General features: G+C 63.7%; 11 protein-coding genes. 5 read left to right on the top strand and 6 right to left on the bottom strand.

From position 1 onward, the window contains the following. Nucleotides 1-60 precede the first annotated feature (60 nt). On the bottom strand, nt 61-2,382 hold the full coding sequence (locus FJV77_RS09770) for a PAS domain-containing sensor histidine kinase (protein WP_142866607.1): 2,322 nt from the start codon (nt 2,380-2,382) through the stop codon (nt 61-63). Nucleotides 2,383-2,619: 237 nt separating this feature from the next. Here FJV77_RS09770 and FJV77_RS09765 point away from each other — a divergent pair, with 237 nt between their 5' ends. Together FJV77_RS09765 and FJV77_RS09760 are read left to right on the top strand one after the other, a co-directional pair. Then, nucleotides 2,620-2,916, top strand: a complete 297-nt coding sequence (locus tag FJV77_RS09765; RefSeq protein WP_142866606.1) for a type II toxin-antitoxin system RelE/ParE family toxin — start codon at nt 2,620-2,622, stop codon at nt 2,914-2,916. Nucleotide 2,917: 1 nt separating this feature from the next. Beyond that, nucleotides 2,918-3,217 carry an addiction module antidote protein gene (locus FJV77_RS09760; protein ID WP_142866605.1) on the top strand — a complete coding sequence of 100 codons (300 nt, stop codon included), beginning with the start codon at nt 2,918-2,920 and terminating at the stop codon, nt 3,215-3,217. 38 nt (nt 3,218-3,255) lie between these two features. Here FJV77_RS09760 and pepN read toward each other — a convergent pair whose 3' ends face one another. Next, nucleotides 3,256-5,895, bottom strand: coding sequence for an aminopeptidase N (gene pepN, locus FJV77_RS09755; RefSeq protein WP_142866604.1), 2,640 nt, complete (start codon nt 5,893-5,895; stop codon nt 3,256-3,258). A 269-nt stretch (nt 5,896-6,164) separates the two neighbouring features. Between pepN and FJV77_RS09750 the strand changes: the two genes are divergently transcribed. Further along, entirely contained in the window at nt 6,165-7,103 is a 939-nt protein-coding gene (locus FJV77_RS09750) for a DMT family transporter (protein WP_281408575.1), read from the top strand. Between the two features lie 29 nt (nt 7,104-7,132). On the opposite strand, the gene FJV77_RS09745 is transcribed toward FJV77_RS09750, so the two are convergent. The 3 genes from FJV77_RS09745 to FJV77_RS09735 form a co-directional block, all read right to left on the bottom strand. After that, nucleotides 7,133-7,945, bottom strand: a complete 813-nt coding sequence (locus tag FJV77_RS09745) for a helix-turn-helix transcriptional regulator (protein ID WP_142866602.1) — start codon at nt 7,943-7,945, stop codon at nt 7,133-7,135. A 229-nt stretch (nt 7,946-8,174) separates the two neighbouring features. Then, nucleotides 8,175-9,071 (bottom strand): uracil-DNA glycosylase, encoded by an 897-nt coding sequence (locus FJV77_RS09740; RefSeq protein WP_185970260.1) that lies wholly within the window; start codon nt 9,069-9,071, stop codon nt 8,175-8,177. A gap of 205 nt (nt 9,072-9,276) precedes the next feature. Continuing rightward, the gene (locus FJV77_RS09735) at nt 9,277-9,915 is read right to left on the bottom strand and encodes a hypothetical protein (RefSeq protein WP_142866600.1); all 639 of its coding nucleotides are present in this window, start codon (nt 9,913-9,915) and stop codon (nt 9,277-9,279) included. A 219-nt stretch (nt 9,916-10,134) separates the two neighbouring features. On the opposite strand from FJV77_RS09735, the gene FJV77_RS09730 reads away from it, so the two are divergent. Both FJV77_RS09730 and FJV77_RS09725 read left to right on the top strand, forming a co-directional pair. Beyond that, complete coding sequence (locus FJV77_RS09730) at nt 10,135-11,814, top strand: electron transfer flavoprotein-ubiquinone oxidoreductase (protein ID WP_142866599.1); 1,680 nt, start codon at nt 10,135-10,137, stop codon at nt 11,812-11,814. A 149-nt stretch (nt 11,815-11,963) separates the two neighbouring features. Then, nucleotides 11,964-12,563: a DUF922 domain-containing protein gene (locus tag FJV77_RS09725; protein ID WP_142866598.1), complete on the top strand. Its 600-nt coding sequence runs from the start codon at nt 11,964-11,966 to the stop codon at nt 12,561-12,563. A gap of 25 nt (nt 12,564-12,588) precedes the next feature. Here the strand turns inward: FJV77_RS09725 and FJV77_RS09720 are convergent, their stop codons facing one another. After that, nucleotides 12,589-13,590 (bottom strand): endonuclease/exonuclease/phosphatase family protein, encoded by a 1,002-nt coding sequence (locus FJV77_RS09720; protein ID WP_246691205.1) that lies wholly within the window; start codon nt 13,588-13,590, stop codon nt 12,589-12,591. Nucleotides 13,591-13,635: the final 45 nt, after the last annotated feature.

The raw sequence follows: 13,635 nt of genomic DNA, 5'->3' as shown, positions 1-13,635 counted from the left end.
ATATAGATAACAGTTTCAAGGGCGACTGTGGCCCTGCTCGGGGCATATGGTGGCGGACCGTCAGGCTGCCGCCTTCACCGCCGACGCTGCCTTCTTCACCGGGATGCGCACCGACACGATGGTGCCGACGCCTTCGGTCGAGCGGATTTTCAGCGCGCCGCCCTGCAACTCGGCCAGCGAACGCGAGATGGCGAGGCCGAGGCCGGAGCCGGCGTGGTTCTTCGAGAACTGGTTCTGCACCTGTTCGAATGGCCGCCCAAGCTTGCTCAGCGCTTCCTTCGGAATGCCACAGCCAGTGTCCTCGATGGTCAGCACCAGCGCGCCGGAGGTGTTGCGGGCGCGTACCGATATATGGCCGCCCTGGCCGGTGAATTTCACGGCATTCGACAGAAGGTTGATGGCGATCTGCTTGATCGCCCGGCGGTCGGCGAACAGCGTCATCGTATCGGCGATGCGGGTTTCAACCGTGATCGATTTCTCCGCCGCCTGCAGCGAGATCACGCGCACCGTCTCGCGGATCAGCGGGCAGAGATCGATTTCCTCGCGGTCCATCGAGAACTGGCCGGCCTCGATCTTCGACATGTCGAGTATGTCGTTGATGACGCCGAGCAGATATTTGCCGCTGCCGTTGATGTCGTTGGCATATTCCTCGTAGCGCGGCGAACCCAGCGGCCCGAACAGGCCCTGTTCCATTAGTTCGGAGAAGCCGATGATAGCGTTGAGCGGTGTGCGCAGTTCGTGCGACATGTTGGCCAGAAACTCGGACTTGGCCCGGTTGGCGGCTTCGGCGCGCTCGGTTTCCTTCATGTATTTGCGGTTGAGCTCGACCAGTTCACTGGCGCGTTCCTCCTCTGCCCGACGGGCGAGGCTGAGGTCGTGGATGGTCGCCATCAGCCGACGCTCGCTGTCGACCAGCTTTTCCTGGTGCAGTTTGATCTGGGTGATGTCGGAGCCGACCGAGACGGTGCCGCCATCCCTGGTCCTCAATTCGTTGACCTGAAGCCAGCGTCCGTCCGAGAGTTGCCGCTCGAAAGTCGCTCCGCCTTGCGGTCCGTTGGTGTTGGCCAGCCGCCGTTCCGAGGCGAAGGCCAGCATGCGCTCCTCCAGCACGGCGCGCGCCGCGCCGGGCATGACGTCGCGGTCCGACAGGCCGTTGTCCTTCTGGTATTTGGAATTGCACATGATCAGGCGCTGGGCGGCATCCCACAGCACGAAGGACTCGTTGATGTTCTCGATCGCGGTTCTGAGCCGCAGGTCGGCCGCCTCCGAGCGCAACGCCAGATGCCGCTGTTCGGTGACGTCGACGGCAATGCCGATCAGCTGGATCTCAGGCGCTTCCGGGTCGATCACCTGGGCTCTCGCGCGCATCCACACCCACTGGCCGTCGGCGTGGCGCATGCGGAACACCTGGTCGATATGGTCGATCTCGCGCTCGACGATTTTGTTGGCCAGCTCGAACAGGTCCCCGTCCTCGGGGTGGATGATGTCGTCGACCTCGCCAAACGACAGCATCGAGTTGCAGGGCTCGTAGCCCAGCATGTCGTACATCGAGCGCGACCAGTACATCTTGCCGCGCACCATGTCCCAGTCCCACAGGCCGCAGCGGCCGCGCACCAACGCCATGTCGATGCGCTGGTGGGCTTCGAGGTAGATGCGGTCGGCCGTCTGGGCGCGCGATGCCTGGCCAAAATAGGCGTAGAGGATGATGATCAGCACACCCGCCGTCAGCACGAATAGCGTTACATTGAGCGACACGGTTTTGCGCCAGCTGTCGAACACCGCTTCCTGCGGCACAAGCACGGCTGCGGCGTTCTTCCTGTCGCGGGTCAGGCTCACCGCCGCGTACCAGTCCTGTCCGCCGATGCTGACATCCATGACGCCAGCGCGGTCGCCGAACATGAACAGGGGCTGGCCGTCCAGCACCAGGCTGTCGAGCGATCGCCCTTGCCAGCCGGTCGACAGCGGCGACACGGCGATGATCTTGAAGGCGCTGTCGGTGATGACGAGCACATGGCTTCTGCCCATGGCGCCCTGGCGGCTCGTGCTTTCCAGCAGATCGATGGCGCCGCCGGCGGCCGCGTTCGGATCGGCCGAGATTGCGTTCGCCATCTGGCCGGCAGCCAGTCCCAGCACTGCCTTGACGTCGCGCTCGGTCTCGTCGCGCTCGTTCATCAGCGACAGGACGCGCAGTGCGGCGATGACGATCAGGAAGATGATGATGAGCGCCGGTATCGAACGGCGCAGAAGGGGTTCGGCAGCCAGGAGCCGCCGGTAGGCTGGTTCAGCAATGAGCCGCGTATTGCCGGCGAGGCCGTCGCCTCGCGCCTTGCGCCGCTCAAAAGCCGTCCCCTCGGGCGCGCCCCACGCGTCCGCCTTGGCCATAAATGGCACTCCCCGAATTTCCGTACGCTTGACGATCCGGCAACACCGCACGTCCGAATCGTCTGTAAAGAATCAAAGGTGATTCGCCTTGTCCAGTGGCGCGGGCAAAAAACATTAAAAATCGACTAAAATAACTGGAAAGCCGCAAGCGATGCACACGAGGTCAGCGATACGAGATCAAGGTCGATCCCCTTTGCATCTCATTGACAGGATGTAGTTTATAAACTACAAGCCTGCATGCTTGATCTAAAGCAGACCGAAACGTTCCGAAAGTGGTGGACGCGGCTTAAGGATGAGCGCGCCCGAGGCGCGATCTTTGCGCGGCTCGACCGTCTCGCCTATGGGCATCCCGGAGATGTCGAGCCCGTCGGGGAAGGGATAAGCGAGTTGCGTATTCACTTCGGCCCCGGCTACCGCGTTTATTTTCAGAAGCGCGGGAGCACCATCATCGTGCTTCTTTGCGGTGGCGACAAAAGCACCCAGAAGAAAGACATCAAGACGGCAAAACGACTGGCAAAGGAATGGAGCGAATGACATGGCTGAAAAACTGACAAGCTTCGATCCGGCTGAAGGTCTGACCTCCGATGAATCGATTGCGGCATTCATGGCGGAAGCGTTTGCTTCCGAAGATTCCGGCTATATCGCGCATGCCCTGGGTGTCGTGGCCCGCGCCAAGGGCATGGCTCAAATAGCGAGCCAGACAGGACTTTCGCGCGAGCAGCTTTATCGCTCGTTCAGTGAGAACGGCAATCCGACCCTGAAAACAACGATTGCTGTCATGAAAGCGCTTGGAATCGAGTTGACTGCAAAGCCTCAGTCCCATCAGCCGCTTTGACGGACCAAAGTCCCGTCAGATACAGGCGCAACGACAGCTCACGCCAGGGTCCGCTCCACAATATCGCGCAAATCCGCCGAGAGGTTCTCGGCACCGGCGATCGCCAGCAGCGCTTCCCGTGCCTTGGCCTGTCTGCCCGGTTCCAACGAACGCCAGGAGCGTAGCGCCGTCGCCAATCTTGCCGCGACTTGCGGGTTGCGCTTTTCCACCTCGATTACGGTCTGCGCAAAAAACCGGTAGCCTTCGCCGTCGGCGCGGTGGAAGCCGGTCTGGTTGGCGCTGGAAAATGTGCCGACCAGCGAGCGCACCCGGTTCGGATTGGCCATCGAGAAGGAAGCGTGGCCGACGAGCTTGCGCACCGTGTCCACGGTCCGTGGTCCCGGCACGCTGGCCTGGATCTGGAACCATTTGTCCATCACCAGCGGATCGGTCGCATAGCGCGTCTCGAAGTCGGCCAGCGCCTTGACCGCCTCGGGTGACCCGTCATGGCGATGCGCAAGCACGTTGAGCGCTGCGGCGCGGTCGGTCATGTTGGTCGCGGCCTCGAAATGCCGGGTGGCCAGCTCGACGCCTGCCGGCAACAGCGAGAGATAGTCGAGCACGATGTTGCGCAAAGCCCGCCGTCCAGCACTTGCGGCGTCGGGATTGAACGGACCGTCGTTGGCGAGGCGTCCGTAAAGATTGGCGAAGGCGTCCTGATTGGCGCGCGCGATCTCAAGCGCCAGCGCCTCACGGGCGGCAAAGATGGCGTCGGGATCGATGTTCCCGCCGATGTCGCGGGCAATGTCGGTCTCACCGGGAAGTGACAGCGCCAGCGCGCGGTAGGCGGGCTCGAGCGTCTCATCGCCGGCGATCTTGCCCGCAAGCCCGGTCAGCCTGGCGCTGAAGGCCGGCTTCGCGCCGCCGAGGATCTGTCGGAAGGCCGCTATCAGTGCATCGGTGAGCAGTGTGTTGAACGCCTGCCAGCGCGCGAAGGCATCGCTGTCGTGGCCGGCGAGGAAGTACTGGTCGTCGGCCTTCTGTTCGACCGAAAGCGTGATCGGCGCCGAGAAGCCGCGGTTGAGCGACACCGCCGGCCGCTCGTCAACGCCGGAGAAGCGCACCATATGGCGGCGCTTGCGGATATGGATGACGCCATCCTCGACTGCGGCGCCCTCGACGCCGCCATAGGCGACCGGCTCGCCGCCGGCGCCGACCAGGCCGAAGGCGAGCGGAATGTGCATCAGCCGCTTGCGGCTTTCCGACGGTGTCGGCGGCACCGACTGCTCGATCTCGAGTGTGAACTCGCGCGTCGCCGGGTTGTGCGTCGAACTGACGGTCAGGTTCGGCGTGCCCGCCTGGTGGTACCAGAGCGCGAACTGCGACAGGTCGCGCCCGGAAACGTCCTCGAACACCTTCAGGAAATCCTCGATCGTCGCGGCTTCGCCGTCATGGCGCTCGAAATAGAGGTCCATGCCGGCGCGGAAGGCTTCCGGCCCGAGAATGGTGCGGATCATGCGCACGACTTCCGAGCCCTTTTCGTAGACCGTGGCCGTGTAGAAATTGTTGATCTCGCGGTAGCGGCGCGGCCGCAGCGGATGCGCCAGCGGCCCCTGATCTTCGGGGAATTGATGCGCCCTCAGCGTACGCACCTCGGCGATGCGCTTGACCGCGCGCGAGCGCTGGTCGGCGGAGAATTCGTGGTCGCGAAAGACCGTCAGCCCTTCCTTCAGGCAGAGCTGGAACCAGTCGCGGCAGGTGATCCTGTTGCCGGTCCAGTTGTGGAAATATTCATGCGCGATGATCGCCTCGATATTGGCGAAATCGGCATCGGTCGCGGTCTCCCGATCGGCAAGCACATATTTGTCGTTGAAAATGTTGAGGCCCTTATTCTCCATCGCCCCCATGTTGAAGTCGGAGACGGCGACGATGTTGAAGACGTCGAGGTCGTATTCACGGCCGAACGCCTGCTCGTCCCATTGCATCGAGCGCTTCAGCGCATCCATGGCGTAGCCGGCGAGCCCTTCCTTGCCCGGCTCGACATAGATGCCGAGCTCGACCTTGCGGCCGGACATGGTGACAAAACTGTCGGCGACCTGGCCGAGATTGCCGGCCACCAGCGCAAACAGATAGGACGGCTTGGGGAAGGGGTCGTGCCAGACAGCATAGTGCCAGCCATCGGCCAGAGCGCCGCTTTCCACCGGGTTGCCGTTGGAGAGCAGCAGCGGCGCCTCGTCCAGCCTTGCCTCGATGCGCACGGTGTAGACCGACAGGATGTCGGGGCGGTCGAGGAAATAGGTGATGCGGCGAAAGCCCTCGGCCTCGCATTGCGTGCAATAGACATTGCTGGAGCGGTAGAGGCCCATCAGCGCCTCATTGCTGGCCGGTGCGATCTCGGTCTCGAGCAGCAGCTCGAAGCGGGCCGGGGGCTTCAAAATGGTCAGTTGGTCCGGCGTGGCGAGATAATCCGCCGGCGCAAGCTCGCGGCCGTCGATGGCGATGCGCTTCAGCACCAGCCCGTCGCCGTCGAGCATCAGCGGCACTGATGCGGCAGCGCCGTCGCGGCGTTCGACCGTCAACACGGCGGTGACGCGCGTTGTATCCGGCGAAAGGCGGAAGGTGAGGTTGGTTTGCGGAATGGAAAAGGCGCTGGGGCGATAGTCTTCGAGCTTGAAGACCTGGCCGGTATCGGTTCGCATTCCCTGGGGTTTCCCTATCGTTATCGGGGCCGGCAGAGGTGTCCGCTGGCCCACAAAATCTGAAGTTGCGCGCTCTTTACACGAAACGGCCACTCGACAAAACTGCGCCAATGCCTATTCAGGGCGTTCTCCTTCCATCATCATTGCGAGGCCTTGATGACCGCCGTCACACCGAAATTCGGCATGCGTCGCCTGACGCGCGTCTCGGCAACGATCCGGGAAGCGGCGGGAGCGTGACTTCACGGCCGAGAGACGAGGCGGCGGGGAAACTGTCCGAACACCCCGGCCGTGTCCTGACCGGGATCACGCTCAAGATCATGTCGGTGGCGGTCTTTGTCGGTATGCAAACCTGCATCAAGGCGGCCGGCATTTTGCCTGCCGGCCAGATTGTCTTTTTCCGCTCCTTCTTCGCCATCTTCCCGATCATCGTCTTCCTGGCCTTCAGGGGAAAACTGGGTACGGCGTTTGCCACCAAGCGTCCGCTGAACCACATTGCGCGCGGTGTCGTCGGCGTCTGCGCCATGGGGCTCGGCTTCTTCGCGCTGACGCGGCTGCCGCTGCCCGAGGCGATCACGCTGAACTACGCCCAGCCGCTGCTGGTGGTGGTGTTTTCCTCACTGTTCCTCGGCGAGGCCATCCGCATCTATCGCTGGAGCGCTGTTGCCGTTGGTCTCGTCGGCGTGCTGATCATCTCGTGGCCGGAACTGACGCTTCTCACGTCGGGCGCCGCGCTCGGCGACCAGGAGGTGCTGGGCGTGATCGCGGCGCTTGTTTCCGCTGCAATTTCCGCCAATGCCATCCTGCTCGTGCGCAATCTTGTTCAGACCGAACGGACAGCGACCATTGTGTTGTGGTTTTCGGCAACGGCGAGCGTCATGGCGCTGTTTACGCTGCCCTTCGGCTGGCAGGCGCTGACGCCGCTGCAGGCCGGCCTGCTGGTTGCCGCTGGTTTTTGCGGCGGGCTGGCGCAGATCCTGATGACGGCGGCGTACCGCCATGCCGAGGCCTCGGTGGTGGCGCCGTTCGAATACACCTCGATGATCCTTGGTGTCGTCGTCGGCTATTTCGCCTTCGGCGATGTCGCCACCATCAACACGCTGGTCGGCGGCGTGATCGTCGTCGCCGCCGGCATCTTCATCATCTGGCGCGAGCGCCAGCTCGGCCTGGAACGCACCCGCACCCGAAAAGCGGCGCCGCCACAAGGGTGATGAGAGGTACACGCAGGGGCAAGGCTGGCTCAGTTCGCTTCCGCCCGCTCCTTCGCCAGCCTCACCAGCACCGCCCTCGTCTCCTCGTCGGCCGGGAAAAAAGACTCGATCGCCAGTTCCGACAGCGTCACGTCGAGCGGGGTGCCGAAGACGGTGATGGTGCTGATGAAGGACAACACCTGATCACCATGCGCCAGCCGCAGCGGATGGACGATGCCGTTGGGCTCGACCGGCACAGGCCGCGCGCCCTTGAGGCCGGACGGATAGGTTCGCAATTCACGCTCCAGCTCGACCAGAACGGGATCGCCGGCGGCATCGTTCTGGTGTTTTAGCCGCTCCAGCAGATGCGCCCGCCACTCGGCGAGATTGACGATGCGCGGCGCGATGCCGTTCGGGTGCAGACTGAGACGCAGCACATTGACTGGCGGCTGAAGCAGCGACGGCTCGGCCACATCGGCCAGAAACGGGCCGATGGCGGCATTGGCTGAAAACAGGTTCCAGTGCCGGTCAACGGCGAGCGCCGGAAATGGCTCATGCCCCTTGAGCACGGTCTCGACTGCCGCCATTGCCGGCGCCAGCGTCGTGTCGGTGAGCGGCCGTTCGCGGAAGCTCGGTGCGAAACCGGCGGCAAGCAGCAGTTGGTTGCGCTGCCTGAGCGGGATCTCAAGCTGTGCCGCCAGATGCAGCACCATGTCGCGTGAGGGGGCCGCGCGGCCGCTTTCGACGAAGGAGAGATGCCGCTGCGAAATCTCGGCCTCCATGGCGAGATCGAGCTGGCTCATACGCCGGCGCGTGCGCCATTCGCGGATCAGGCTGCCGGCGGAGGTCTGGGCTGTTGTCATAGGAGGGTGATTAGGCCGGGCAAGGGCATATTTCAATTACGTCAGACGTAATTAAGACAATCCGTGAAGGCTGGCGAAGGTGGTTAAGCGCATGATCTCCTTCCTTGAGGGGGAGATGGCCGGCAGGCCAGAGGGGGTCGGTTCGACGGGATGCGACCTCCCTGCAACAAATGGAGGTGGCGCTTCACGCGCAGCGACCCCCTCTGTCGCCTTCGGCGACATCTCCCCCTCAAGGGGGGAGAGGCGCAGCGCCCAACTCTCTCAACTTCGCCTTGACCTCGAGGAAATCCCGCCAAGCCAGCTTCTTGTGCGCGGGCGTTCTCAAGAGATACGCCGGATGCAGCGTCGGCATCGCCGGAATGGCAATGCCGGACGCCGTTGTGTGCACCCGCCAATTGCCGCGCAGCCGCAATATGCCTTCGCTCGTGTTGAGCAAGGTCTTGGCCGATGGGCCGCCGAGATTGACCAGCACCTTGGGATTGACCAGCTCGATCTGCCGCTCGATAAAGGGGCGGCAGATCTCGGTCTCGTGCGGCGTCGGCGTGCGGTTGCCGGGCGGCCGCCAAGGGATGACGTTGGCGATATAGGCGGAAGTGCGGTCAAGCCCGATCGCCGCCAGCATACGGTCGAGCAGCCTGCCGGAGCGGCCGACGAAGGGCAGGCCCTCAATGTCCTCGTCGCGGCCGGGCGCCTCGCCGACCAGCATCAGCGAAGCCTGCGGGTTGCCGTCGGCGAAGACCAGGTTCTTGGCGGTGAATTTGAGGTTGCAGCCGTCGAAGGACGCCATGTGCTGGCGCAACGCGTCGAGCGTCGAGGCGCTTGCCGCCATTTGCCGGGCAAGTGCTGCCTGTGCCTCATCGGGCACGGTCGCGGTGGCCGGCACGGAGCGCGCCGGCGCGTCCGGCACCCGGCTCGCATCCAGCTTGGGGCTGGCTGTGGGTTGTTCCGGTGCCTTGTTTTCGCGTGGAGGCGCGGCCGGCGGCGCTGCGCGCTCGGCGGGCCTCGGTGCGGCCTCGGCAAACCGGTTCACCGGCGCGTCTTCCAGCGCCTCGTCGACGCCAGCGCTGGCGTAGAATGCCAGAAGGTCGGCAAGGTCGGATCGGTTGTTGGGGGAGGCGGCAGTCATGCCGGGCACATTCGTCCGCCCGGTGCCAATTTGCAAGGTTGTGCGACTGGTAATCTCCCCCCTCGAGGGGGAGATGGCCGGCAGGCCAGAGGGTCGCCGCGCGTGGAGCGCTAGCCGCCTCTTTCCGCGAAGGAGCGTCGCGCCCGGTCGTGCCGACCCCCTCTGTCGCCTTCGGCGACATCTCCCCCTCAAGGGGGGAGATCGCTCAACCGGTCGGTATCCGCGGATCCTGCACCAGATAGAACGTCCAGCGCGGCGTATAGTCGGTGATCAGAAATTCGAAGCTTCCCGTCTTCCGCGGGTCGATCTTGCCATTTTTGAACAGCAGCCGGTCATAGGGTTCGAAATCGCGGTCGAAATCGGCATAGGCGCTCGATACGATGTTGTCGGGCGTCTTGTTGCGCTGGTCGAACGACAGGCCGTCGCCGAACACGCTCGGCTGGTTGAGGATCTCCTGCAGCTCGAACTGGAATTCGACCCAGGCCTGGCCGCTATTGTTGAGCACGTCGATGCGCATGTGCAGGACGCCGTTGGCGAATTCGCCATTGGTGCTGAACGGCTGGATCGGTTTGGTGGTGCGGATGGTGAGCGTCACCGGCGTCGACGAATTCAGCTCCTCGGAGATGACCAGCGGGTCTTCCTTGGTGCCGAGGCCCGAGGCGCCGGTGATGTGGAAGCCGCCAAGCTCGTCGGAAAAGGAATAGGCTCCGGTCGCCCACACCTTCACCGGATCGGCATGAGCCTCAACCGGCGCCAGCAGCGAAAGGGCGAGAAGAAGCGCTCGGCAGGTCCGGCCGGGCGGAAGGGGAAAGCGCGTCAATGAGAAGCCGGACGGCGTGCGCATGGCCCGAAGTATGGCCGATAAGCGAGCCGTCGAACAATTAAAATATGGGAAGCTCGGTCCGGCTAAGCGTAAAAGGCGTGCAGCGTCATCGTTATCCGCGACTTTTTGGCGAAAAGGGCATTGTCACGTCAGCGCCGGTTTCCTGTCGCGGATTGATGCGCTATGCAGCGCAAGAGCCAGCAAAATGCCCGGAAACGGTTAGCCAGTGCGGAGGGGTTGATGAGCGAGATCGAACGCGAGAGCATGGAATTCGACGTCGTCATCGTCGGGGCCGGCCCGGCGGGCCTTGCCGCGGCGATCCGGCTCAAGCAGGTCAATCCCGAGCTTTCCGTCGTCGTGCTGGAAAAGGGCGGCGAGGTCGGCGCCCACATATTGTCCGGCGCCGTCGTTGATCCCATCGGCATCGATCGCCTGCTGCCCGGCTGGCGCGACGAAGACGGCCATCCCTTCAAGACGCCGGTCACCGAGGACCATTTCCTGGTGCTTGGCCCTGCCCGCTCGTTCCGCCTGCCCAACATCATGATGCCGCCGCTGATGAACAATCACGGCAATTACATCGTCTCGCTCGGCAATGTCTGCCGCTGGCTGGCCGGCAAGGCCGAGGCGCTGGGCGTCGAAATCTATCCGGGCTTTGCCGCCGCCAGCCTGGTCTACAACGATGCCGGCGCCGTTACCGGCGTCATCACCGGCGACATGGGCGTCGAAAAGGACGGCACGCATGGCCCGGGCTTTGCGCCGGGCATGGCGCTGATGGGCAAATATGTGCTGATCGGCGAAGGCGCGCGCGGCTCGCTCGCCAAGCAGCTGATCGCCAAATACAAGCTGTCCGACGGTCGCGAGCCCGGCAAATACGGCATCGGCCTCAAGGAATTGTGGCAGGTCAAGCCGGAGAACCACCGGCCGGGCCTGGTGCAGCATTCCTTCGGCTGGCCGCTCGATCTGAAGACCGGCGGCGGCTCCTTCCTGTACCATCTGGAGGACAACCAGGTTGCGGTCGGCTTCGTCCTGCATCTCAACTACAAGAACCCGTGGCTGTCGCCGTTCGAGGAATTCCAGCGCTTCAAGACCCATCCGGCGATATCGGGCACCTTCGCGGGCGCCAAGCGCATCGGCTACGGCGCGCGCGCCATCACCGAGGGCGGCTGGCAGTCGGTGCCGAAACTGTCCTTCCCCGGCGGCGTGCTGATGGGTTGTGCTGCCGGCTTCGTCAACGTTCCGCGCATCAAGGGTTCGCACAATGCGGTGCTGTCCGGCATGCTGGCGGCCGACCATGTCGCGCAAGCCATCAGCGCCGGCCGCGCCAATGACGAATTGGCCTCCTACGAGGACGCCTGGAGGGCGACCGACATCGGTAAGGATTTGAAGAAGGTCCGCAACGTCAAGCCGCTTTGGTCGCGCTTCGGCACTGTTCTCGGCATCGGCCTCGGCGGTCTCGATATGTGGCTGAACACGCTGTTCGGCTTCTCGCCCTTCGGCACGCTGAAGCATGGCAAGGCCGACTATGCGACGCTCGAGCCGGCCGCCAAGCACGAGAAGATCGCCTATCCGAAGCCCGATGGCGTGCTGACCTTCGACCGTCTGTCCTCGGTGTTCCTGTCCAACACCAATCACGAGGAAAACGAGCCGGTGCATTTGATCGTCGGCGACATGGCGCTGCAGCAGCGCTCCGAACACGACGTCTTTGCCGGGCCGTCGACCCGCTATTGCCCGGCCGGCGTCTACGAATGGGTCGACAAGGACGGCAACGCCGCCGCCGATCCGGCCGCCAAGGATGTGCGCTTCGTCATCAACGCGCAGAACTGCGTGCACTGCAAAACCTGCGACATCAAGGATCCCAACCAGAACATCAACTGGGTGCCGCCACAAGGTGGCGAAGGCCCGGTCTACCAGGGCATGTGAGCCTCACCGACCGGGCCGTCTCGACCGCCGCCAGCAAAAATGGTGGCGAGGGGCCGGTCTACCAGGGCATGTAAGGCGCTCGGCGCCATTGATTGTTGAAACCGTCGCCTGCTTGTGGTCTCATTGCCGTGTCCATGTGGGAGAATGGCATGCGGGTGTTGGTCTTGTTTTGCGTCGCCGTCATAGGCGCGGCCTGCGGCATCGTCGGGACGGCGTCTGCCGGCGTCAAAACCGTCGTCAAGACGCGAACCTACGACATCACCGGCACTACAGGTGCTGGCCTTGTGGTAGCCATGAACCGCAGGGGGCCCAAGCGCGGTTTCATGACCCACGCCATCGCGCAGACAAGCTACACCGCGGACTGGAGCCTGGACCTCGGCCAGGTCAACGGCGTCTGCCGCCTGCGCCAGGCCAATGGAACGCTCAACATCGCCTACACCTATCCGCGTGTGGCCTCGGCCGTCACGCCTGCGCTTCGCAAACGCTGGAACCGGTTCTTCACCGGCGTTCTCGCTCATGAAGAAACCCATGGCCGTATCGCCGGGCAGATGATGCAGGCCGCGGAGCGGTCGGTTCGCGGCATGAAATTTGCCAACGATCCGCAATGCAACAAGACGCGCGCCGAAGCCCGGCGGCGCCTGGAAGCCACCGCCAAGGTCTATGAAGCGAAGCAGATCGCCTTCGACGCGCGCGAGCACAGTGAAGGCGGCCATGTCGAGCGCATCATCGAGGCCCTGGTGGGCTTATGAAACCTGAAGCCCGCAACGTGTTGATCTAGCCGCGCGTGCCGGGCCGGATCAGCGACACGGTCGCGGTGGCGTCCTCGTCGACCGGCTTGTTCTCGTCGCGCGTCAGCGAAAATTCCACCATCACCGGCAGATGGTCAGAGCCGGTGTCTTCCAGCCGGGTTGACGACAGGATCGTCACCCCGCCCTTCGAGAACACTTGGTCGATCGGCAAACCTGCGTAGCGGCGCAGGAAGTCGGGCAGCGTCCGGTGAATCCAGCTTGGCCCGGCCGATGGCATCACGGTCAGTCCGCCGAGCGAGGCGACGCGCCGCACCGCAGCGCTCCACGGCACGGAGTTGCAGTCGCCGGCCATGATCGCCGTCTCGCCCAGCGAGGTGAGCGTCTTGGTCAACTCGCCGATCTGCCAGTATTGCTCCTTCGGCCACGGCCAGCTCAAATGGATCGCGGCGACGTCGACCGGAATGCCGCCGAAGTCGACCGTGGCGGTGGCCATCGCGCCGCGCGGTTCGCAGTATGGTTCGGTACCGACGGCAAACGGCCGCCTGGACAACAAGGCAACGCCGAACACGCCGTTGGGATAGGCACAAAGGATGCGATAGGGATAGGCGCTGCTGATATAGCCGAGCTCGGTTGCCCACATCGCCGATACCTCGTCGAGCGTGATCACGTCGGGGTTGGTCCGGCCGATCAGCGAAAGAACCTTCTTGGGCGTCGGATTGTTGAAGCGCAGGTTCATCTGCAGCAGCCGATAGACCGTCTCATTGCCGGGCTCGGCGTCACCGGCGGCCTGCACCGGCCACAGCCGCGGCAAGGTGCTTAGCGTGCTGGCGAAGGCGGCCACGGCCAAGAGCAAGCCTACACCCGCCTGCAGGCGAAACGAGGTGGCAAGCAGCGGCAGCGCAATCAGCGCCATCAGCACGGCAAAATGGATGCGGAAATGGGCGAAGGAATCGAAGGCCGGATGCAGTATGCCAAGGAACCCGGCTATAAGCGCGGCCGAGAGGCCGAGCATTGCCAGGAACGCCATGGAAGCCATCATGTTTCGCACGCGTGCCATAAGACCGGGTTTTGA

It is taken from the genome of Mesorhizobium sp. WSM4306 (assembly GCF_007003975.1).
In the GTDB taxonomy this organism is placed as follows: domain Bacteria; phylum Pseudomonadota; class Alphaproteobacteria; order Rhizobiales; family Rhizobiaceae; genus Mesorhizobium.
The sequence above is the reverse complement of the archived record's forward strand: the minus strand, read 5'-3'. Positions and strand labels throughout refer to the sequence as shown.